We start from the raw sequence: 20,539 nt of genomic DNA, 5'->3' as shown, positions 1-20,539 counted from the left end.
GATGATCGAATCTGCTGTGTGGATTTTAGTGCGAATTGGGACCGAATTTCGACTTGCTCGGATTTGTCTTGCCAAGGTCAGGCGTTCTTCCTGAACCAGTTCGACAGATAGTCCACGAAACTGCGGACCTTTGCGGGCAGGTAGCGGCGATGCGGATATACGGCGTAGATACCGCGATCACGCGATATGTCGTTATCGAAGAGGGTAACGAGTTCGCCGGACAGAATATGTGGCTTCGCGATAAAATCCGGCACGATGGCGACACCCAGGCTGCTGCGGGCCGCGCGCAACGTGGCTTGCGGGCTGTTGACCTCGATGGGGCCCGTCACGGCTACCGAATTGGTGCCGCCACCCGGCTCGAAGTAGCGGATGTGGTTGTGGAACCGGGAATTGGTATCGACGATGCACGGGACACGGCCCAGATCCTGGGGCGTGTCGAGCGGGCCGTAGCGCGCCACGAATTCAGGCGTGGCCACTGCATAGACGCGGAAATCTGCCAGCTTTCTGGCGATCATGCCGGAATCTTCGAGCTTCGTGATGCGGATGGCCATATCGAAATTTTCCTCGATCAGATCGACGAATCGGTCCTCGGCCACGATCTCCAGCGAAACCTCCGGATTTTCCTTGGCGAAATCGATAAGGCTCTGGCCCACATCCGCATCGATAAAGCTGCGTGGCACGGAAAGGCGCAGCTTGCCCTTGAGGTCGGCATTGTTTTCGCGAACGAGGTCGGCGAGATTGTCGATCTCCTTGAGTATGTCTGAGGCGGTGCGGTAATAAATGTGGCCCGCTTCCGTCATGGAGAACTGGCGCGTGGTGCGATTGAGCAGCAATGCGCCCAGATCGTCTTCCAGCTCGCGCACATATTTGGACAACAGCGCTTTGGATCGCCCGGTCTTGCGGGCAGCCGCGGAAAATCCCTCCGCTTCGACCACGTCAATGAAGGCACGAATACGGGTGAGAGTGTCCATCGAAATCTCCTGTTCGTTCCACATAATTGAACGCTTGGACGCCATCGTTCAAGAATAAAAGTGGCTGCCGAAAAAAACCGCAACATGATGAAAAAATCCCTTGATTATGACCGCGAATATTCTTATCTCCCGGTTGCCCAAAGTCGCACGTGCCCGTGTGTGTCCGCCGACCCTCGATGTGGTGAGGAAATCGGTAAGGTACCTGGAACTAACCCCTCCAGTCGCTATTCCGGCCAACCGGAAAATGCGAGGACATACGAAGCAACGACGGTGCGGGCCTTTCTGGTTCTCTGCCGGCTTTCCATCAGCCGGGGTACTAAAGAGGCACACCATCATTGCCGTAAGTGCGGTTGGGGATGATTCCCGCCAATCCCATGGCAGACAAAGCCGAACGATGCTCTTGGCAGGGCGTTGTTCACAATTGCGCCTTGAGCGTATGCGACTGATTCAGCGTCTCCACCAGCTGGACCTTTGCGCATATCTTGAGCGCCCTTTGTCCTCTGGATTTTTTCCAGAGCCGGAACATTCGAGGGAATATAACAATGACGACTGCACGCATCCTCGACTTCATCAAGACGCGCCGCCCGGAAGGTCCCTGCCTTGTGGTTGACCTCGACGTCGTGCGCGACAATTTTCATGCGTTCCGGCACGCGCTGCCCAACAGCTCGATCTATTATGCCGTGAAGGCAAACCCGGCTCCGGAAATCCTGAAGCTGCTGGCCTCCATGGGCTCCAACTTCGATTGCGCCTCCGTGGCTGAAATCCAGATGGCGCTGGATGCCGGTGCAACGGCAGACCGTATTTCCTATGGCAACACGATCAAGAAGGAACGCGATGTCGCGCGCGCCCATGCGCTCGGTATCGACCTCTTTGCCGTCGATAGCCACGAGGAAGTCGAGAAGGTTTCCCGTGCAGCGCCTGGCGCACGCGTTTTCTGCCGCGTCCTGACGGATGGCGAAGGTGCCGAATGGCCGCTGTCACGCAAGTTCGGCTGCGTTCCGCAGATGGCCGTTGATGTGCTGGTCTATGCTCATCAGCTGGGTCTGGAATCCTACGGTGTGTCCTTCCATGTCGGTTCGCAGATGATGAATCTCGACGCATGGGATGCGGCCCTGGGCGATGCCAAGCGCGTTTTCGGCTCGCTGGCCAAGCAGGGCATCCACCTGCAGATGGTCAACATGGGCGGCGGCTTCCCGACGAAGTACCTGCGTGACGTGCCTGCTGCCGAAGAATATGGCCATGCCATCGACACGGCGCTGCGCAAGCACTTCGGCAATCAGATTCCGAAGACCATCATCGAGCCCGGTCGCGGCATGGTCGGCAACGCCGGTGTCATCAAGGCGGAAGTCGTGCTTGTTTCGCGCAAGTCCGACAACGACAATCACCGCTGGGTGTTCCTCGATATCGGTAAGTTCGGCGGTCTGGCCGAAACCATGGACGAAGCCATTCGCTACCCGATCCGTACCGAGCGGGACGAAGATGCGATGGAAGCCTGCGTTCTGGCCGGTCCGACCTGCGACAGCGCCGATGTGCTCTACGAGAAGAACATGTATCCACTGCCGGTTTCTCTGACAATCGGCGATGAAGTTCTGATTGAAGGCACGGGTGCCTACACGACCACCTACTCGGCGGTCGCCTTCAACGGTTTCGAGCCGCTGAAGTCCTATGTGATCTGAGCGAATGCTGCCTGTCTGGGGGCAGGCAGCATTCTCGAAGGTCCTCCCGTTCCGACTTTGCCATGCGCGATGGCGCAAACCCTGCTTGCCGCACCTCTGTCCAGCCGAGGAGAAGCGCGCCTGACGGGTCGGAACGGTTCCATTCGCAGTTTCAATGCAGCCTATCGTCTCTTTGGCAGCTCAGTCGTTGCGGGACGTTTTTTATTCGGGTGCCGCTAAGTGGGCGGCTTGGTGACGGGAGGCCGGGATGGCCGCTGTTCTCAACTCTGTACGTGCATTCTTTTCACCGCAGACATTTCATATCGATTCCGAAAATCCTGGCGACGTCGTTGCGCGTGAGAGCCTGCTTGACCGGGCGATGGGTCCCGGTCGCCGTCGCAAATCCTCAGAAAAGCTGCGTGCCGGTCGCGTGCCGGCTGACGGTCTGGCACTGGTTGCCCGCGATGAGGACGGCCACGTCATCGGCACGGTTCGGCTGTGGAATGTAGAAGCGGGTGTCAGCCTTCAGGGTCGCCCGGTGAACGCGCTGCTGCTGGGGCCGCTTGCGGTCGACAGTGGCCACGAGGGCAAGGGAATCGGTGCTGCGCTGATGCGCGCTGCCATTTCCGAGGCAGCCCGTCGTGATCACGGTGCCATCCTTCTGGTCGGCGATGCGCCTTACTACGAGCGCTTTGGTTTTTTCGCAGGCCCGGCTCAGCATCTGGTCATGCCCGGCCCATTCGAGCGCTCGCGTTTTCTGGCACTGGAGCTGAAAAGCGGCTGGCTCGACGGCGCCGCAGGCATGCTCGTTGCCAGCGGTCGCAAACTGTCCTGATAACGGATTGAGACGAGACGGCAAGGGGTGTGGCTAAGCCATCACCCCTTGATCGGCGTTTCCGGCACCGGCGTCACGACTTTTTTGTCGCCGAGCCATCCCAGCACATTGTCCGCCACCAGATCGGCCATGGCGTTGCGTGTCGGCACCGACGCAGACGCGACGTGGGGTAGCAGCGTTGCGTTGGGCAGGGACAGAAAACCTTCCGGGACCTTCGGCTCTTCATAGAAGACATCAAGGCCAGCCGCACCCAGCGTGCCATCCTGAAGCGCTTTCAACAGAGCATCCTCATCGACGCTCGAGCCGCGACCGACATTGATGAAGACACCGTTCGGACCCAGCGCCTGAAGAATTTCGGCGTCGATGGCCTTATGCGTCTGAGGTGTTCCCGGCACGATGCAGATCAGCACGTCGACGTCCTGTGCCATTTCCTTGAGCGAAGCGTAATAGGCATAGGGTAGTTCGGAACGCTGGCTGCGTGTGTGATAGCCGATTTCGACCTTGAAGGGCTCCAGCCGCTTGGCGATTTCCTGCCCGATACGACCCATGCCGAACAGGCCAACCTTGCGGTTGCGCAGCGAAAAAGGTGACAGAGCAAACGGTCCTTCGCTGACCCATTTCCCCTGGCGCAGATGAGTCTCGGCCTGATAGAGGCGGCGCACCGTGTTGATGAGCAGAGCAATCGTGGTATCTGCCACTTCATCGTTCAAGACATCGGGCGTGTTGGTGACGATGATGCCGCGCGAAGCCGCATGTTTTACGTCCACGCCATCATATCCAACACCGAAATTGGCAATGACCTCCAGCTTCGGCAGTGCGTCCATCCAGGCGGCGTTGAAGCTGCCGGAGACGGCGACCGCACGGATGCGCTCTGCCACATCGGCGGGGAGGGACGGTTGTGGCCCTGAAGGCGCGGTGACGATTTCCACCTGTCCTTCGAGGCGCTCCAGAACACGCGGATGAATCTTGCCGGGAACGAGTACGGTGGCTTTGATGTCTGACATGCGCGGCTATTCCTCCTATGAATTTGGACGCAAGCTAACCCATAGATTTACGAACCGAAACCCGTCTTGTGCAAAGATTGGTACGCTTTATCGAAAGGCCGCAAATAGGGTCGTTTCAGACTGGGGCGATATGACCGCAGTTGGCCCAAATCGATTATTTCAAGTTTATCCCATCTGCTTCGACTTTGGAAAAAAAGCGTTTGCCCCGGCAGTTCGAGGGTTACTCGGCGCTGAAAGCTCATCTGCCCAAACAAAAGAAGACCCACTTGACAGCCGATCCAACGAAGCGCATTGTACCAATCGGTAAAGTAATTACCAATTGGTACAAATCTTCAGAATGGAAGGAAATTGTCATGTCACGCCCGCCGCTTCCACCCTTCACCCATGACACTGCCGTCGAAAAGGTTCGTTTGGCCGAAGACGGCTGGAACAGCCGCGATGCCGCCAAAGTCGCTCTGGCCTATACGCTCGACACACGCTGGCGCAACCGTGTGGAGTTCTGCAGCACGCGTGATGAGGCGCAGTCCTTCCTGACGCGTAAGTGGAACAAGGAGCATGAATACCGCCTCATCAAGGAACTCTGGGCCTTCACGGGCAATCGCATTGCGGTGCGCTATGCTTATGAATATCGTGACGACAGCGGGCGCTGGTTCCGCGCTTATGGTAACGAGAACTGGGAATTTGCCGAGGACGGTCTGATGGCGCATAGACATGCAAGCATCAACGAAATGCCGATCGCTGAAAGCGAGCGCTTGTTTCACTGGCCGCTGGGTCGGCGGCCAGACGATCACCCAAGCCTTAGCGATCTTGGTCTTTAAGAATGGCACGTTTGGTCGCAGAACGATCTGACGCCATTGCCCCATTGGCCGAAGTGTTTCGAGAACATGGCTATGAGGGTGCAAGCCTTGCCCTGATCGGCAAGGCAACGGGCCTCGGCAAGGGTAGCCTCTACCACTTCTTTCCCAACGGAAAGGAAGAGATGGTACAGGCTGTGCTCGCAGAAATCGGGCAATGGTTCGAAGATGCCATATATGCCCCTCTCCAAGACGGTATAGATGCCGATGGCTCTATCGAAGCAATGCTGGATGCTGTCGTAGACTACTTCAGATCAGGCCGGCGCGTGTGTCTTGTCGGTGCTCTGGCTGTGAGCAACACGCGAGATCGCTTCGCCGATGCCATTCGAGGATATTTCGCAAGCTGGGTGGATGCCTTGCAATCAGCGCTTATTCGGCAGGGCCGGGACAGAGATCTGGCCCGTATTCTCTCTGAAGAAGCCGTACTTTCCATACAGGGAGCGATTGTTCTGTCGCGCGCTCTAGACGATCCAGCCGTATTCCAACGCGCCATCGACCAGCTTCGGGGCCGATTGGTAGCACAATGAAACGTTCGCTTAGGACAATCATCAAACGCCATCGGTAAAATCGCGTGCGTGGCACCAGTCAGTAGTTGCGCGATACCTACGTCCCGGAGATGACTCGTAGAAAGGACCGTAGCTGCGGCGAATGGCCTGCGCCTTGTCCTGTCATTTCGCCAGCTATCGGAACAGACGTCTAACTGCGTGGAACGCAGGGGCTGGTGGATTGGCGAATGCGCATTTCCGGCTTGATCAGGTGGATACCGTCGGGTTCGTGGCTGCCCGCCAGACGATCCAGCAGTGCGCGCGCAGCAAGCCGCCCGACTTCCGCCTGGCCGTTTGAAACGGTGGTGAGGGCAGGGGTGGCAATGGCTGCCTCTTCCAGATCGTCATAGCCCGTGACGGAGATGTCCTTGCCCGGCACGAATCCTGCGCGGGAAATGCCGTTCATCAGTCCGATGGCGACGAGGTCGTTCCAGCATACGGCAGCGGTCGGTTTTTGCGGAAGCGAGAGGAAGTTGACGGCAGCTTCGAAACCGCCCTGCTTGGAGCGGGCGCCGGGAATGCGCAGGTTGGGATCGACCTCTATACCCGCCTTTCGCAGCGCGTTGACATAGCCCTGATAACGGTCGCGGCCAGTCGAGGTCTGGTCCGTTCCGCCCACCATGGCGATGGTGCGGTGACCGAGGCTGATGAGGTGATTGGTCGCCAGCGAAATGCCGTAGCTGTCGTCGCCGCGGAAGGTCGGCATATCCACGCCGTCCATGGAGCGCGCCACCAGGATGGCGGGCATGCCGTTTTCTTCGGCCAGCGTCATGTCTTCCAGCGGCGTGCCGATTGCGGGTGACATGATGATGCCGTCGCTGCCCAGCTGTAGCAGCGTTTCAATGAAAGTGCGTTGTTTTTCGACGGAATCGTAGTGGTTGGACAGGATGAAGGTCTGGCGGCTGCGGTCCAGCTCGCTTTCGATCGCTTTCAGAATTTCGCCGTAGAACGGGTTCATCACGTCATGGAAGACGACACCGATAATGCCGGAACGGGATGTGCGCAGGCTGGCGGCACGGCGGTTATAGATATAACCCAGCGCGCGGGCCTGTTCCTTGATCTTTTCACGCGTGTCGGCGGCCACCAGCGGGCTGTCGCGCAGGGCAAGCGAAATCGTTGCGGTAGAAAGCCCAAGGCTTTCGGCAATGGTAGAAAGTTTGATTTTTTGCGCCACGGTCCCCTCCTACGGTCACGCAATCCGCCGAAACGGCATTTAAATTGTGACTAAACAATTTAAATAAAGCGCGCAACCGATTTAAGATTTAGGGAGAGTACTTCAACAGGATTTCAAAAATTTAATCGATTAATTCAGGCGACTGCAAATTCGTGTCGATGGCTCGCAGCAACTTGACCACCGTTTTCACTTCTTTTGCGGAGAGGCCTTCTATGGCGCGGGCATTGCAATCGGCAAGCGATGCATGGATGTGTTCGACGCTTTTCAGGCCTGCTTCTGTCAGCTTCACCATGGTCAGCCGCCCATCTCCATCGCCCGCGCTGCGCTCCACGAAGCCCTGGGCCTCCATGCGGCCGATGGTGCGGGTCATGGTAGGGGCCTTGACGCCCAGCTTGTGCGCAATCTGACCGGGCGACATGCTGCCCTCCTGCGCCAGCGCCAGAATGACGCCATCCTGTCCGGCGTAGAGGCCGCTTTCGGCAAGGTTGTGGCTGAGCGCAGTGCGCATCGAACGCGCCGCCTGTGTGATGGTCTGCGCCAGTTCGTCGGGGCCGAAGGGCAAATCCTTCTTCTTGCCCGCCTTGGCTTTCTTAGCCGACTTGCTCTTCTTCGCCAGCTTATCCTTGCTCATCAGCAAATGCCTTTTCTGAAATCGCGGACGACTATATGGTCTTGGCAACACTTAACGAATGCAGCCGCAGATCGCCAGATGCCACACACATATACGCATTATCACGACAACAATGTAACATCAGCGTTTTCGACGCAAAACGATGCTATAGCGGTGCTGCCCCTGGGTGCACACGAACAGCACGGACCGCATCTGCCATTCGAAACCGATACGCTCATCGTTGAGGGCATTGTCACGCGGTTGAAGCAGGCCTTGCCGAGCGATGCACCCATTCGTTTCCTGCCGGTCGAGCCTGTCGGCTACTCCATCGAGCATATGGATGTGCCGGGGACCAGGACGCTCAGCTTCGATGAGGCGGTTCATCGCTGGCTTGAAATCGCTAAAGCGCAGCATCGCGATGGCATCCGAAAATTCGTGATGCTGAATGCCCATGGCGGCAATTCGCCGTTGATGACAATCGTTGCGACGGAGGCGCGGGTTCGTTTCGACATGCTTGCGGTTGCCACCAGCTGGACCCGCTTCGGCATGCCGGAAGGCCTTATTTCACCGCAGGACAAGGCCATCGATATTCATGGCGGCGATATCGAGACTTCCGTAATGCTGGCGCTTCATCCAGAGGCGGTCGATATGGGCAGGGCCGCCGCTTTTTCCTCTCGCCAGAGCGATTTTATCGCCCGCTTCAAGCATTTACGTGCTTATGGTCCACATGCTTTCGGCTGGCGCATGTCGGATCTCAACGCACAGGGTGTGGCGGGCAATGCGGCGGCGGCAACCGCGCAGAAGGGCGAACGCATCATCGCCCACGCACTGGCCGGACTGCTTGAACTTCTGGAAGACGTGCGTGCCTTCGACATGAATTTGCTTGAAAGCAGCGTTCAAAAAACTTCGGCAGATTCTCTTTGAACTCGATCCGCCAGACGCCTATATGAACGGCAACGCTTTCAAAGGCCGCCCCGCGGCACATCTCATTCGAGGTTCCTCATGACCGAAGCAGCAACGACCATCAAGCCCATTCCCGTGACCGTCCTGACCGGCTATCTGGGGGCAGGAAAAACAACCCTGCTCAACCGCATCCTGTCGGAAAACCACGGCAAGAAGTATGCCGTCATCGTCAATGAATTCGGTGAAATCGGCATCGATAACGATCTCATCGTCGAATCGGACGAAGAAATCTACGAGATGAACAATGGTTGCGTCTGCTGCACCGTGCGCGGCGACCTGATCCGCGTGGTGGAAGGGCTGATGCGTCGCCCTGATCGTTTCGACGGCATCATCGTTGAGACGACCGGTCTTGCCGACCCCGTTCCTGTGGCCCAGACATTCTTCATGGATGACGACGTTCGCGCCAAGACAGAACTCGACGCCGTAGTGGCCCTTGTCGATGCCAAGCATTTGCCGCTGCGCCTGAAGGACAGTCGCGAAGCTGAGGACCAGATTGCCTTTGCCGATGTGGTCATCATCAACAAGACCGATCTCGTGACACCGGAAGAACTGGCCGTCATCGAAGACATCGTGCGTGCCATCAACCCATCCGCCCGTATCCACAAGGCGACACGCTCCGGTGTGGACCTTGCCCGCGTTCTGGATCAGGGTGCATTCAATCTGGAACGTGCGCTTGAAAACGACCCGCACTTCCTCGAGCACGATCATGACGACCATGTTTGCGGCCCCGATTGCGACCATGACCATGGGCACGATCATCACCACGACCACCACGGTCATGACCATGATCACCACCGCCATGACCACGATCATGGGCATCACCATCACGGCGAAGTCTCTGCCATCCACGACATCACGGTCCAGTCTGTTTCCCTGCGTGGCGGTGAGATGAATGCCGAGCGTTTCTTCCCGTGGATCCAGAAAGTGACGCAGACGGATGGCCCTAACATTCTGCGCCTCAAGGGCATCATTGCCTTCAAGGACGATGCGGAGCGCTACGTGGTGCAGGGCGTGCACATGATCATTGAGGGCGATCACCAGCGCGCCTGGAAAGATGGCGAAAAGCGCGAAAGCCGCCTCGTCTTCATTGGTCGCAACCTCGATCGCGAAAAGCTGGAAAACAGCTTCAACGCTTGCGTCGCTGCCTGATATAATGGTTTCGTCATCCTCGGGCTTGTCCCGAGGATCTGACCACCTCGCCACCGCCGGGAGGCTTGGATGCTCGAACAAGCCCGAGCATAAGGCATGACGACGGATAAGAGTGCATGGTCTGCTGAACCTTTGCTACCGAATAAAACAAACACGAAAGACCACTGACCCATGCCCACCGTTGCTCCTCTTGACCTCGAAGGCCACGTCGTTGCGACGCATTTTCTGGGCGATATTCCGCTGTTTGCCACGGCTTCCGGCAACATCCACCGGCTGGATGGCGGCGAAAAGGTCATGGAGGCGCATAAGGGTCTGCTGACATGTGTGCGTGATCCCTATAGCGCCACGCTTCTGACGGGGGGCGAAGATGGCAAGGTTCTGCGTATCGGTCACGATGGCTCAGCCACAGAACTCGCGCATGTCCCGCGCAAATGGATCAGCGTGGTGGCAGGCGGGCCGCAGAATGCGGTCGCTTACGGCGTCGGCAAGTCCAGCTTCGTGCGCCTGAATGACGGCACGACGAAGGAATTCAAGGAGGAGCGCACGGTCGAGGCGATTGCCTTTGCGCCCAAGGGTCTGCGTATTGCGGCTGCACGCTACAATGGTGTGACGCTGCATTGGGTGGCGAGTGCCGGTGACCCGATCGATCTGGAATGGAAGGGTGCCCATACGGGCGTGACCTTCTCCGCCGACGGGAAATTTCTCGTGACCACCATGCAGGAAAATGCCCTGCATGGCTGGAAGATGGAAAGTTCCAAGGCAGGCATGGATGCGCGCCATATGCGCATGACCGGATATCCTGCCAAGGTCAAATCCATCTCCTGGTCGCACAAGGGAAAATGGCTGGCCTCATCAGGTGCACCGGCAGCCATCGTCTGGCCGTTTGCAGGCAAGGACGGCCCGATGGGCAAGGCGCCGCTGGAACTTGGCACGCGTGCCAACATCATGGTCACTCATGTTGCGTTCCACCCGCTGGAAGAAGTTCTCGCAGTCGGTTTTGCCGATGGAATGATTCTGGGCGTGCGCGTGGCCGACCAGAAGGAAGCGCTGCTGCGCCGTTCTGGCAAGGGTGCGATTACCTCCATGGCCTGGAGTAACACCGGCAAACTGCTGGCCTTCGCCTCTGAAGCGGGCGACTGCGGCATCGTCGATATTTCCGCTTAACCACCAGACAATGGAAGGGCGGCGTCGAAACGCCGCCCTCTGTCTTTTACCATACCAGCTCCACTTGCGGGCGTCCGTTCGACGTCCTCTGCGCCGTGCGCCCGGTCGTGTCGACATTGCAGTGGACGCGCTGCCGGAACGCAGAAAAGCTGTCGAAGGTCACCACATCGACGGGATCGTCGAAATGCAGCGTCAATCGGTAGCGTTCCGGCTCGCCACCCAACGCTTGCACACCCAGAACTGAACCCGTGAAGGGCTGTCCGAGATAAAATCCGCTGACGCGTGAGCCCAGCATATAGGGGTTGAAGGGTGGTCGGTTGCCCACCGCAGCGTAGAGCGTGTTCCAGTCGCGGTAGCCGAATTGCACGGCTACCAGTTCCAGTGCACGTGAATGGCTGATCATCTGGCCTTCCTGCGCCAGACTTCTACGCAGGCGTTTGGCCTGATCTTTCAAACTGTCCAGACCCGGTAATTGTCCATGATTCCGCATGGCGGTTCTCCGTCACTGGCATGCGCATTTCAGGGGAGTCCGCGTTGCCGCCGTATCACATGCCCTTGAAGGGGATGACCGTATCGGATCGATTGCGAGAGTTTCACCAAAGCCCTGAGGGCTCGCGGACGGCCGGGACTCTCACCCGAGAACCATTCTCTAGCCGATCCATTCGTTTCCGTCAAACGACCCGCTTGCAGCGCCTGACATGAAAAAAGGAGAGCATGTCTGCTCTCCTTTCATCTGGCCTTGAAGGCGTCACGGCCGTCTTTCGTCACGTTCGACCTTGTCGGGGACCCAACCACATCAAACGGCGGGGACTGTCCGGTGGTCAGGACAAAACCGAGCGTGCCTGGGACATGTCATGGCGCGCCTCGCTGGCAGATGGAAGTGGCCTAGTGGCGGCGCTTCTTCTTGTTATATCCACGATCGTTGTCATTGCCGCTGCCGATGGCATCGACGGATGTTCTGTTGCCGTTGAGAATACCGCTCAGCAGGCCGGTTCTGTTCCCGTTCAGGACGTCATTGCCCGACAGGATGTTGCCGACACCCAGGTCGACATTGGGTGACACGTTGATCAGGCCGCTCCTGTTGCTCTTGCCTGAAAGAAGGCCGCCCAACAGTCCGCCCGCATGAGCAGGGGCCATGGAAGCAACGGTAAGAACGATGGTGGCACACGCGATTTTCTTCAGCATTTCTCTCTCCTTTGAACTGTTGAACAACGCCCTCCGGCGTGTCTGGACAGTACAATTAGGATGATCTAATGCAAGCATATGCTAATGTTATAATAAATCGTTAATATTAATAGATTCAAGTTTAATAATGGTAGAGGCATTACGTCCCGGCGATTTCCGATAACCAATGCGTAGCATCACAAGCCGCACAAGGCTTGACGATAAGGCATCTCGTTAACCATCTATCTATAAGATATCTCTCAATTAGATATTGGAGATACATATGGTCCTGCGCATAGCCGTTGCGTTGCTCATCTGCAGTGTCTGCGCGCGTGCGGCGGCTGCGGACCCCAGCATCAGCACCAATACGGAAGTGACCTATGACACGAACTATTTTGGTGACGCCAACAAAATAGCTGCTTTCAGCCTGCGGACCACACTGGGCTTTGATGGCGAAATCGAGCGGGAGGGGACGAAATTCGTCTATTCCTTCAATCACCAGGAGGTGCGCGTTCCGCACTTCAGCTTTGCCAACGAGCATAATAGCTGGGTGAATTTTACGTTGACGAAGAGACTTTCCGACCGGCTGGAATGGAGCGCGCAGATGCGCGGCACACGCAGTGATGCGGGTGATATCCTGGCCAAGGTGGACGATGACGTTTTCGGTTATCGCCGTCTCGATCACAAGCTCGACCTGTCCACAGCAGCAACGCTTGACGCTTTTGGTGGAAAAAATATCGTCACGGCCAGCTACACTGGTCTGATGAAGGGCAAAGCGCACATTCCCTCTTTGCCGCCTGTCAGGCTGGAAGCGAACGAAGCGCTGCTTGGACTTAAGGTAGAGCATGTGCGCGCCCTGGGCAGCCATGAGGTTGGCGCGACCCTTGCCTACAACGCCAGCCTTGTTCCTGATAGCCAGCAGATCTATGAGCGCTTTCCCGCTACCAATCTTCGCGGTTCGCTGGCCTATGGCCGCAAGTTCGGAAAGACACTCGCTGTTTTGATGGAGGCGGGGCTGACGACGATTGCAGGAGATGAGGTCAGCAATCAGGTCAAGCGGACCCGGCCTTATCTGCGCGCGGAAGCCGAGTGGGCATTGACCGATAGGCTGGCACTGGCAACCGGCTTTTCACAGGATTACGCGCTTTACGATCTCGACGATCCGCTGGGCGAATTCCAGCGCCGCTGGAAAGCGGTCATGAAAACAAAACTCACTCCAAAGCTGGGCTTCGATCTGTCTTTGGAGCGCACCCATAAAGACTGGATTTTCTACGACTATAACAGCAGCGAAAGACGCCTCGTTGCGACCCTGGCCTATGATGCGGGCCATGATCGCACGCTGGAAGTGGAGTTCTCTCGCCTCCTGCACGACGAACCCGATGAAACTGCCGCGTATCGCGGCAGCAGTGTTTCAACACGGTTCAGCGGCCATTTCTAGACGTCGCAACCATCAGAAGCGGTAGGTTACGCCTGCACCGATCAGCCACGGATCGATCTTTGCCGTGCCACTGATATCGCCCAGAGCCGTATGGGTTGCGCTCCACTTGGTTTCGAGGAAGATTTTCTTCACGTCGAAGTTTACACCCCAATTTTTGGTCAGCATGTAGTCGAAACCCACCTGGACGGCGGCTCCGAAGTCGTTCTTCACATCGAGGTTGGTGAATCCGGCTTTTTCGGACTGGTTGTAGAACAGTGAATAGTTCACGCCAGCGCCCACATAGGGTTTGAAGGCGCCGAAATTCGTGAAGTGGTACTGCAATGTCAGCGTTGGTGGCAAAAGCCATGTCTTGCCCACATCGATCTCACCCAGTGCGCCGGTGGTGTTGATCTTGGCAAAGGTCGTGCCGAGGATGAGTTCTGCGGCGATATTGTCGGTGAAGAAGTAGCTGATATCGAGCTCGGGGATAACAGTGTCCGAATATGCCAGGCCCGTGCCCGGTTGGCCGTTGATCGTGCCGCTGTCATGCGTGATGACGCCGAGGCCGCGCACGCGCAGCATCCAGGGGCTTGCCGCGGCAATCGCTTCTTCCGCCGTGGGCGCGGGCGAAAATGCAGTAAGATCGGCAGCCTGCATGGTCGCTGGCAGCGACAGGCAGAAAGTGGATGCCATCAGGGCGGCGGTGCTTAAACGGGCGAACATGTCTCTCTCCTTGATCAATCCGGAGAGGCGGGTCATTCGGCTCGCATCTCCTTGTCGCCAATAAGCACGTGCGCGCGTTGCAACTGTTGAGGCAGATCAAAGGAAACAGCAAAGGCGCATCCCAATGCGCCCGTTTATTTTAGAATATTAAGTTATATTAATAAATATTCTCGCCTTTTAATATTAATGGAAAATACAGATATTCAGTAAAGTATAAGTAAAAATAGACATCCGATGCCTGATTCTGAGAACTGCTCGAGATGAACTTGAGCCTGAGAGAAAAATGAGCATGCCGGCGGCCGCACTTTATAGCCGTCAGTGATTTCGTAATGCCAGGATGCCGTCGACCGGCAATGACCACTTTCCTCTCCATCCTCTGGGTTTTGGGCAATGAAACTATCGATTTCGGCTATCGTCACTGCAAGCGGAATGGCTCTAGCGACCGGCATCACGCTCACGCTTCTGATGGGCGCTTATGCGCTCGACACGCTGAAGGTCAATGGCCCGATCTATCAGGAAATCGTCGACAGCAAAGATTTGATCGCCGACATTCTGCCTCCGCCTTTGTACCTTATCGAAACCTACGCCTTGACCAATGAAGGCGCGCTGGATGCGAGCAGGCTGACCCGGAATATCGAGCGGATCAAGGTTCTCAAGGGGCAGTATCAGGAGCGCCGGGAGTATTGGAAGACAACCACGCTTCCCGATAGCCTTAAAGAGAAACTGCAAAACGATGTCCTCATCAAGGGTGATGCCTTCTGGAAGCTGTTGGAGACGGAAACGCTGCCGACGCTCATGACCGGCGATACGGCCAGGATCACGGCATCGCTTCCCGCGCTCAGCGCCAGGTTTCATGAGCATGAAGATGCGGTGAACCAGTTGGTTGATATGGGCACGGTTTACGGCAAGCAGAAAGAAATCGACGCTGCGGCGCAGACAGATTTTCTGAAAAACACCAATTACACGCTTGGCGGCCTGTTGATTGCGCTGAGCATTGCTTCCACGATCTTTCTGCGCCGCCGGGCCATTGCCCCTCTGAATGAGATCACCGGTGCCATGACCCGTATGGCAGACGGCGATCTGGATCATGCTCCGCCGCATCTGTCGCGTCGGGATGAGATAGGGGCAATGTCACGGGCGCTTGCCGTTTTCCGCGATGCGGGGTTGGCGAAGTGTCAACTCGAACACGATGCCGAGGAGGCGCAGCGGGTGAGTGCGCAGGAGCGCCAAGACCGTGAGAGAGAGCGGATGGCCGAAGCCGATGCATTGCGCTTTGCCATCGATGAGCTGGGCCGTGGACTGAACAACCTGTCCAACTGCGATCTGCGCTCGACGCTGGATCGCCGGTTCGATGCCAAGTTCGAAACGTTGCGCGCTGATTTCAACGCCACCGTCACAACGTTGCAGGTCACGCTTGGCAATATTCTGAATGAAACAGACAATCTGCGCCAGCAGGGCCAGGACATGCACGGAGCCGCCAACGATCTATCTCGCCGCACCGAACAGCAGGCGGCTGCGCTGGAGGAGACGGCAGCGGCACTGGAAGAAGTTGCGTCGACCGTAAAGACGGCGACTGCGCGGGTCGATGATACGCGCGATTTGGTCAAGGAGGCGCGCCTCTCCACTGCACAATCGTCCAGTGTTGTCGGCGAAGCAATTCTGGCCATGCAGCGCATCGAAACCGCCTCGGGCGAGATACGGTCGATCATCGGCACCATCGACGAGATCGCGTTTCAGACCAATCTGCTTGCTCTCAACGCAGGCGTCGAAGCCGCTCGCGCCGGAGAGGCTGGAAAGGGTTTTGCCGTCGTTGCACAGGAAGTTCGCGAGCTTGCGCAGCGATCTGCCGTGGCCGCACGCGAAATTCGTGGTCTGATCGGCAAATCAGGCGAGGAGGTGGAAAGCGGTGTCAGGCTCGTGCAATCCACCGGTAATGCACTCACCCGGATCGAGGATTTCGTTTCGCGTATCGATATGAATGTCGACAGCATCGCCACAGGCGCGCGTGAGCAATCCGTGGGCCTTCAGGAAATCAGCACCAGCGTCCACAGCCTGGACCAGATGACCCAACACAATGCCGCAATGGTGGAGGAAACCAACGCGGTCAGCCAGAGCATCGCCCAGGCAACCACGGCTCTGTCGGCCATGGTCGGTACCTTCAAGGTGATACGGGACAGCGGCACGCTGAGGGCTGCGTAAAGCTCCATCTCGACACCGGCAGTGGTGCCGGGCCGGGGCGGGCATCACGCGTTGCGCTTTTGGTAGGCTCTCACGGCATTGCCAAAGGCTTCGAACAGCGCGCGCGATGGCGCATCGCTTTCGGCCCAGTATTCCGGGTGCCATTGCACCCCAACGGCAAAACCCTTGGCATCGATAACGGAAACAGCCTCGATCGTGCCGTCCTGTGCCGTCGCCTCGACCTGCAACCTTGGTGCCGTTTGTGCGATAGCCTGGCGGTGCAGTGAATTGATCTGCACTTCGCCAGCCATGCCCAGATGCCGGGCGATGCAGGACCCTTCACGGATATGCACCGGCTGACGAATGGCGAAGGCCTCGTCACGGTCGACGTCAGCGGGTTTGCGGTGGTCCCAGATGCCGGGTTGTTCCTGAATTTCGCTGGCAAGCGTGCCGCCCAGCGCCACGTTCAGTTCCTGAATGCCGCGACAGATGGCCAGCATGGGCATGCCACGCTCGATGGCCCGGCGAATGAGTGCCAGGCTCGTCGCGTCGCGACCGGGATCGAACGGGCCGTCGGTCTCCCTGGCGTCCGCGCCGTAGAGCGACGGGTGGACGTTGGTGGCCGATCCAGACACCAGCAAACCATCGACGCGATCCAGAATGGCGTCGACATCGTTGCCCTCCTCGAAGGCGGGAACGATGAGCGACATGACATTGGCGACATTCAGCGCTGCTGCGAGATACTGAGTCTGGGCGGCATGCCACTCGGCCCCGTCGAGATGTCTGATATCGGCAGGGATGGCGATGATGGGTCTGGACATGGTGGCTCCGGCTTGATGTGCCCCTGTTTTGCGACTGCGAAGGGTTGTCGTCAAGCGCCGTTTTCGGTCTCGTCGCAAAGCATCTTCGTCTAAAGTATAGGAACGGCGTGATTTATTTCAGTTGATTATAATTTTTTATGTGCGCGCGCGAAGAACTGTGCCCCGGCAGCGGCTTATTCTTGGTGCGGACGCTTGTCAGTTGCCAAGGCCCGTGCTTTCTTCTTGCCAAGCCTGATAGCGGAGGGGAATTCGGTACTGGCTAGAGGTTCGTATCTGGGAGGATATTTATGGATCGTCGTTCATTCATCAAGAAAAGTGCAGTATCAGGCGCGGGTGTCGCCGCCGCCACCGTTCTCGCCGCGCCGGCAATCGCTCAGCAGAACACCAAGGTCACATGGCGTCTGACCTCCTCGTTTCCTAAGTCGCTCGACACGATTTTCGGGGGCGCGCAGGACATTGCCAATCATGTTTCAGCCGCAACGGACGGCAATTTCAACATCCAGATTTTTGCGGCTGGTGAAATCGTGCCGGGCCTTCAGGCGGCGGATGCGGTGTCGTCAGGCACTGTCGAAATGTGCCACACCTGCTCCTATTATTATGTCGGGAAGGACCCGACCTTTGCGATTGGCACGGCCATTCCGTTCGGCCTGAATGCGCGACTGACGAATTCGTGGTTCTACGAAGGTAACGGCAACAAGCTGCTCAACGAATTCTATGCCAAGCACAATCTCTACGGCATGATTTCAGGCAATACCGGCGTGCAGATGGGCGGCTGGTTCCGCAAGGAAATCAACACGGTCGATGACTTCAAAGGTGTAAAGATGCGCATTGCCGGTCTCGCCGGCAAGGTGGTGGAAAAACTCGGCGTCGTGCCGCAGCAGATCGCCGGTGGCGACATCTATCCGGCGCTGGAAAAGGGCACGATCGATGCGGCCGAGTGGGTCGGCCCTTATGATGACCATAAGCTGGGCTTCCAGAAAGTCGCGAAATATTACTATTATCCGGCCTTCTGGGAAGGTGGACCGGTTATCCACTCCTTCGTCAATCTGGACAAATGGAACAGCTTGCCGAAGAATTATCAGGCCGTGCTACAGGATGCCTGCGCTTTCGCCAACACCAATATGATGGCGAAATACGATGCCAAGAACCCGACCGCGATCAAGCAGATCGTCGCCGAAGGGGCGACGTTGCGGCCGTTCAGCCAGGATATTCTGGATGCCTGCTACAAGGCCGCACTGGAAGTCTACGCCGAAATTTCCGCCACCAATCCTGACTTCAAGAAGGTCTATGAGGATCAGGTTGCCTTCAAGCGCGAGGGCTATCTGTGGATGCAGTTGGCGGAATATACCTTCGATACGTTCATGATGATCCAGCAGCGCAACGGCAAGCTCTGAACGTCATCTGAGGTCAAGCAGTGATTGAGGAACCCGGATCGGAAGGTCCGGGTTTTTATTTTGCGCGATAAGGTTGTGCCCTCTCGACAAATTCTTTCGCAATCATATGATCGCTTTGGTTGAACGCAAAAGCAGTACACTCCGGGACCAGACGGAGTATCGGCGGAGACGGGCCCCACCGACCTTGGCAACGGCCTTGCTGTTCAACTGTGGAGGTGATGCGATGCGAAAGCCGCTTAGAATTACGCTATTGTTTAGAAAAAGCCGGACAGGCTGGTCAATAGCTGTCCGACTAACTTTCAAGCGATAGTAAAACGGAAGGTGGGGGTGCAACCCTGCCTTCCACTTCACCAATATAATCTGTTTTCACACACGTAACAAGTGTTCCGCCTCACTGTCCGATCTTCGGTGGCTCGTTGAGGTTTGGCATGCCCGGCAGTCCGTTTCCGCCCGGTTGTGCCGGTGCGCCGTCCATGGGTGGCAGGCCGAAGTTTGGCATGGTGTTGCCACCCCCGTTGCCGAAGGCAGGAACCTCGATTTTGATGGTGCTCAGATCGACCTCCGGTGTCTTGTCCAGCCAGTAGGTAACGGATTCGGGCCAGAAAATGACGATGGCGACCAAGATGAGCTGCATGCCCAGCCACGGGATCGCTCCCATGTAGATGTCCGAGGTCTTGACGGATCTCGGCGCGATGGAACGCAGGTAAAAGAGTGCAAAACCGAAGGGTGGGTGCATGAAGCTTGTCTGCATGTTGATGCAGATCAGCACACCGAACCAGATGAGGTCGATGCCGAGGGAGTGGGCAATCGGTGCCAGCATTGGCACCACGATGAAGGCGATTTCGAAGAAATCAAGGAAGAAGGCCAGAAAGAATATGAAGATGTTGACGAAGATCAGGAAGCCGATAGGCCCGCCTGGAATGCCCGAGAGCATGTGTTCGATCCACAGCGAACCATCCATGCCCTGAAAGACGAGGCTGAAGCAAGTGGCACCCACGAGGATGAAGACCACCATGGATGTGATATGCATCGTCGAATGCATGCCCTGCTTGACGAGGTCCCATGTCAGGCGGCGGTGGGCGGCGGCCAGGGCCATGGCACCGACCACGCCGAGTGCGCCGGCTTCCGTAGGTGTGGCAAGTCCCATGAAGATGGTGCCGAGCACGAGGAAGATCAGCACGATCGATGGGATCATACCTGCGAGAACCTTGAACACCAGCGCGCGGTTGAGCTCGCCACGCGCTTCAGGCGGCAGCGCCGGTAAATCCCTGGGGCGAAGCTTCGACATGATGAAGATGAACAGGATGAAGATCGTGACCTGCAGGATCGACGGACCGATGGCGCCCAGATACATGTCGCCGACCGAACGGCCTAGCTGGTCGGCCAGAACGATGAGCACCAGCGATGGTGGAATGACCTGCGTAATGGTGCCGGATGCGGCGATGACGCCGGTGGCCAGCCGTGGATTATAGCCATATTTCAACATGATGGGCAGCGAGATGACGCCCATGGTGATGACCGAAGCGGCCACCGTGCCGGTGATGGCACCAAGGATCGCGCCGACAAGGATGACGGCGTAGGCAAGACCGCCGGGGATCGCGCCAAAGAGCTTTCCGGTTCCTTCCAGCAGGTCTTCGGCAAGACCGCATCGCTCCAGAATGGCACCCATGAAGGTGAAGAAAGGAATAGCCAGCAGCAGATCGTTGGAAATGATGCCGAAGATGCGCAGCGGCAGGGCCTGCATGAAGGCGGGAGAAAAATGCTCCGTAAAGATGCCGATGACGCCGAAAAGAAGGCCGACGGAGGCCAGAGAGAAAGCCACAGGAAAACCGTAGAGCATGAAGATGATCATGCCCAGGAACATCAGCGGCGGCAGAATACCGTATTCGAACATGGAAATATCCTTAGCGATCAGCGC

Annotated in this window: 19 protein-coding genes; 10 read left to right on the top strand and 9 right to left on the bottom strand. The window is 57.3% G+C overall.

Annotated elements, in window-relative coordinates; all coding sequences use genetic code 11:
* Nucleotides 1-77 precede the first annotated feature (77 nt).
* Nucleotides 78-971 (bottom strand): LysR family transcriptional regulator, encoded by an 894-nt coding sequence (locus tag ASF29_RS18800; protein ID WP_062452172.1) that lies wholly within the window; start codon nucleotides 969-971, stop codon nucleotides 78-80.
* 542 nt (nucleotides 972-1,513) lie between these two features.
* On the opposite strand from ASF29_RS18800, the gene odc2 reads away from it, so the two are divergent.
* Complete coding sequence (gene odc2, locus ASF29_RS18795; RefSeq protein ID WP_062452171.1) at nucleotides 1,514-2,647, top strand: ornithine/lysine decarboxylase; 1,134 nt, start codon at nucleotides 1,514-1,516, stop codon at nucleotides 2,645-2,647.
* A 247-nt stretch (nucleotides 2,648-2,894) separates the two neighbouring features.
* A complete protein-coding gene (locus ASF29_RS18790; RefSeq protein WP_062452170.1) occupies nucleotides 2,895-3,461 on the top strand; it encodes an N-acetyltransferase in 567 nt (188 codons plus the stop codon).
* A 41-nt stretch (nucleotides 3,462-3,502) separates the two neighbouring features.
* On the opposite strand, the gene ASF29_RS18785 is transcribed toward ASF29_RS18790, so the two are convergent.
* Nucleotides 3,503-4,465, bottom strand: coding sequence for a 2-hydroxyacid dehydrogenase (locus ASF29_RS18785; RefSeq protein ID WP_062452169.1), 963 nt, complete (start codon nucleotides 4,463-4,465; stop codon nucleotides 3,503-3,505).
* 353 nt (nucleotides 4,466-4,818) lie between these two features.
* On the opposite strand from ASF29_RS18785, the gene ASF29_RS18780 reads away from it, so the two are divergent.
* Nucleotides 4,819-5,283 carry a DUF1348 family protein gene (locus ASF29_RS18780; protein WP_062452408.1) on the top strand — a complete coding sequence of 155 codons (465 nt, stop codon included), beginning with the start codon at nucleotides 4,819-4,821 and terminating at the stop codon, nucleotides 5,281-5,283.
* 2 nt (nucleotides 5,284-5,285) lie between these two features.
* Nucleotides 5,286-5,846: a TetR/AcrR family transcriptional regulator gene (locus tag ASF29_RS18775; protein ID WP_062452168.1), complete on the top strand. Its 561-nt coding sequence runs from the start codon at nucleotides 5,286-5,288 to the stop codon at nucleotides 5,844-5,846.
* A gap of 169 nt (nucleotides 5,847-6,015) precedes the next feature.
* Here the strand turns inward: ASF29_RS18775 and ASF29_RS18770 are convergent, their stop codons facing one another.
* Both ASF29_RS18770 and ASF29_RS18765 read right to left on the bottom strand, forming a co-directional pair.
* Nucleotides 6,016-7,038: a LacI family DNA-binding transcriptional regulator gene (locus tag ASF29_RS18770; protein ID WP_062452167.1), complete on the bottom strand. Its 1,023-nt coding sequence runs from the start codon at nucleotides 7,036-7,038 to the stop codon at nucleotides 6,016-6,018.
* A gap of 121 nt (nucleotides 7,039-7,159) precedes the next feature.
* Nucleotides 7,160-7,669 (bottom strand): MarR family transcriptional regulator, encoded by a 510-nt coding sequence (locus ASF29_RS18765; RefSeq protein WP_062452166.1) that lies wholly within the window; start codon nucleotides 7,667-7,669, stop codon nucleotides 7,160-7,162.
* A 78-nt stretch (nucleotides 7,670-7,747) separates the two neighbouring features.
* On the opposite strand from ASF29_RS18765, the gene ASF29_RS18760 reads away from it, so the two are divergent.
* From ASF29_RS18760 to ASF29_RS18750, 3 genes are all read left to right on the top strand, one after another.
* Nucleotides 7,748-8,572 carry a creatininase family protein gene (locus ASF29_RS18760; RefSeq protein ID WP_062452165.1) on the top strand — a complete coding sequence of 275 codons (825 nt, stop codon included), beginning with the start codon at nucleotides 7,748-7,750 and terminating at the stop codon, nucleotides 8,570-8,572.
* A 78-nt stretch (nucleotides 8,573-8,650) separates the two neighbouring features.
* Entirely contained in the window at nucleotides 8,651-9,760 is a 1,110-nt protein-coding gene (locus ASF29_RS18755; RefSeq protein ID WP_062452164.1) for a GTP-binding protein, read from the top strand.
* A 171-nt stretch (nucleotides 9,761-9,931) separates the two neighbouring features.
* Nucleotides 9,932-10,924 carry a WD40 repeat domain-containing protein gene (locus ASF29_RS18750; RefSeq protein WP_062452163.1) on the top strand — a complete coding sequence of 331 codons (993 nt, stop codon included), beginning with the start codon at nucleotides 9,932-9,934 and terminating at the stop codon, nucleotides 10,922-10,924.
* A gap of 46 nt (nucleotides 10,925-10,970) precedes the next feature.
* Here ASF29_RS18750 and ASF29_RS18745 read toward each other — a convergent pair whose 3' ends face one another.
* Nucleotides 10,971-11,414, bottom strand: coding sequence for a glyoxalase superfamily protein (locus tag ASF29_RS18745; RefSeq protein ID WP_062452162.1), 444 nt, complete (start codon nucleotides 11,412-11,414; stop codon nucleotides 10,971-10,973).
* 395 nt (nucleotides 11,415-11,809) lie between these two features.
* On the bottom strand, nucleotides 11,810-12,109 hold the full coding sequence (locus ASF29_RS18740) for a hypothetical protein (protein ID WP_062452161.1): 300 nt from the start codon (nucleotides 12,107-12,109) through the stop codon (nucleotides 11,810-11,812).
* 262 nt (nucleotides 12,110-12,371) lie between these two features.
* On the opposite strand from ASF29_RS18740, the gene ASF29_RS18735 reads away from it, so the two are divergent.
* Complete coding sequence (locus ASF29_RS18735) at nucleotides 12,372-13,526, top strand: hypothetical protein (RefSeq protein ID WP_062452160.1); 1,155 nt, start codon at nucleotides 12,372-12,374, stop codon at nucleotides 13,524-13,526.
* Nucleotides 13,527-13,538: 12 nt separating this feature from the next.
* On the opposite strand, the gene ASF29_RS18730 is transcribed toward ASF29_RS18735, so the two are convergent.
* Complete coding sequence (locus tag ASF29_RS18730) at nucleotides 13,539-14,198, bottom strand: OmpW family protein (RefSeq protein WP_244473609.1); 660 nt, start codon at nucleotides 14,196-14,198, stop codon at nucleotides 13,539-13,541.
* A 420-nt stretch (nucleotides 14,199-14,618) separates the two neighbouring features.
* Here ASF29_RS18730 and ASF29_RS18725 point away from each other — a divergent pair, with 420 nt between their 5' ends.
* Nucleotides 14,619-16,427 (top strand): HAMP domain-containing methyl-accepting chemotaxis protein, encoded by a 1,809-nt coding sequence (locus ASF29_RS18725; protein ID WP_062452158.1) that lies wholly within the window; start codon nucleotides 14,619-14,621, stop codon nucleotides 16,425-16,427.
* A 44-nt stretch (nucleotides 16,428-16,471) separates the two neighbouring features.
* Here ASF29_RS18725 and ASF29_RS18720 read toward each other — a convergent pair whose 3' ends face one another.
* Complete coding sequence (locus ASF29_RS18720; RefSeq protein WP_062452157.1) at nucleotides 16,472-17,227, bottom strand: gamma-glutamyl-gamma-aminobutyrate hydrolase family protein; 756 nt, start codon at nucleotides 17,225-17,227, stop codon at nucleotides 16,472-16,474.
* A 287-nt stretch (nucleotides 17,228-17,514) separates the two neighbouring features.
* Between ASF29_RS18720 and ASF29_RS18715 the strand changes: the two genes are divergently transcribed.
* Nucleotides 17,515-18,621 (top strand): TRAP transporter substrate-binding protein, encoded by a 1,107-nt coding sequence (locus ASF29_RS18715; protein ID WP_062452156.1) that lies wholly within the window; start codon nucleotides 17,515-17,517, stop codon nucleotides 18,619-18,621.
* A gap of 391 nt (nucleotides 18,622-19,012) precedes the next feature.
* Here ASF29_RS18715 and ASF29_RS18710 read toward each other — a convergent pair whose 3' ends face one another.
* Nucleotides 19,013-20,515, bottom strand: coding sequence for a TRAP transporter large permease subunit (locus tag ASF29_RS18710; protein WP_062452155.1), 1,503 nt, complete (start codon nucleotides 20,513-20,515; stop codon nucleotides 19,013-19,015).
* Between the last annotated feature and the right edge of the window lie 24 nt (nucleotides 20,516-20,539).

The organism is Rhizobium sp. Leaf262 (genome assembly GCF_001422245.1).
Taxonomy (GTDB): Bacteria; Pseudomonadota; Alphaproteobacteria; order Rhizobiales; family Rhizobiaceae; genus Agrobacterium.
Note: the sequence above shows the minus strand (reverse complement) of the source record. Positions and strands in the feature narration are given on the sequence as shown.

What these genes read in the sequence shown, in the direction of transcription:
- ASF29_RS18800 (WP_062452172.1), bottom strand. Translation starts at nt 971, where the DNA reads ATGGACACTCTCACCCGTATTCGTGCCTTCATTGACGTGGTCGAAGCG.
- odc2 (WP_062452171.1), top strand. Translation starts at nt 1,514, where the DNA reads ATGACGACTGCACGCATCCTCGACTTCATCAAGACGCGCCGCCCGGAA.
- ASF29_RS18790 (WP_062452170.1), top strand. Translation starts at nt 2,895, where the DNA reads ATGGCCGCTGTTCTCAACTCTGTACGTGCATTCTTTTCACCGCAGACA.
- ASF29_RS18785 (WP_062452169.1), bottom strand. Translation starts at nt 4,465, where the DNA reads ATGTCAGACATCAAAGCCACCGTACTCGTTCCCGGCAAGATTCATCCG.
- ASF29_RS18780 (WP_062452408.1), top strand. Translation starts at nt 4,819, where the DNA reads ATGTCACGCCCGCCGCTTCCACCCTTCACCCATGACACTGCCGTCGAA.
- ASF29_RS18775 (WP_062452168.1), top strand. Translation starts at nt 5,286, where the DNA reads ATGGCACGTTTGGTCGCAGAACGATCTGACGCCATTGCCCCATTGGCC.
- ASF29_RS18765 (WP_062452166.1), bottom strand. Translation starts at nt 7,669, where the DNA reads ATGAGCAAGGATAAGCTGGCGAAGAAGAGCAAGTCGGCTAAGAAAGCC.
- ASF29_RS18760 (WP_062452165.1), top strand. Translation starts at nt 7,748, where the DNA reads ATGCCACACACATATACGCATTATCACGACAACAATGTAACATCAGCG.
- ASF29_RS18755 (WP_062452164.1), top strand. Translation starts at nt 8,651, where the DNA reads ATGACCGAAGCAGCAACGACCATCAAGCCCATTCCCGTGACCGTCCTG.
- ASF29_RS18750 (WP_062452163.1), top strand. Translation starts at nt 9,932, where the DNA reads ATGCCCACCGTTGCTCCTCTTGACCTCGAAGGCCACGTCGTTGCGACG.
- ASF29_RS18745 (WP_062452162.1), bottom strand. Translation starts at nt 11,414, where the DNA reads ATGCGGAATCATGGACAATTACCGGGTCTGGACAGTTTGAAAGATCAG.
- ASF29_RS18740 (WP_062452161.1), bottom strand. Translation starts at nt 12,109, where the DNA reads ATGCTGAAGAAAATCGCGTGTGCCACCATCGTTCTTACCGTTGCTTCC.
- ASF29_RS18735 (WP_062452160.1), top strand. Translation starts at nt 12,372, where the DNA reads ATGGTCCTGCGCATAGCCGTTGCGTTGCTCATCTGCAGTGTCTGCGCG.
- ASF29_RS18730 (WP_244473609.1), bottom strand. Translation starts at nt 14,198, where the DNA reads ATGGCATCCACTTTCTGCCTGTCGCTGCCAGCGACCATGCAGGCTGCC.
- ASF29_RS18725 (WP_062452158.1), top strand. Translation starts at nt 14,619, where the DNA reads ATGAAACTATCGATTTCGGCTATCGTCACTGCAAGCGGAATGGCTCTA.
- ASF29_RS18720 (WP_062452157.1), bottom strand. Translation starts at nt 17,227, where the DNA reads ATGTCCAGACCCATCATCGCCATCCCTGCCGATATCAGACATCTCGAC.
- ASF29_RS18715 (WP_062452156.1), top strand. Translation starts at nt 17,515, where the DNA reads ATGGATCGTCGTTCATTCATCAAGAAAAGTGCAGTATCAGGCGCGGGT.
- ASF29_RS18710 (WP_062452155.1), bottom strand. Translation starts at nt 20,515, where the DNA reads ATGTTCGAATACGGTATTCTGCCGCCGCTGATGTTCCTGGGCATGATC.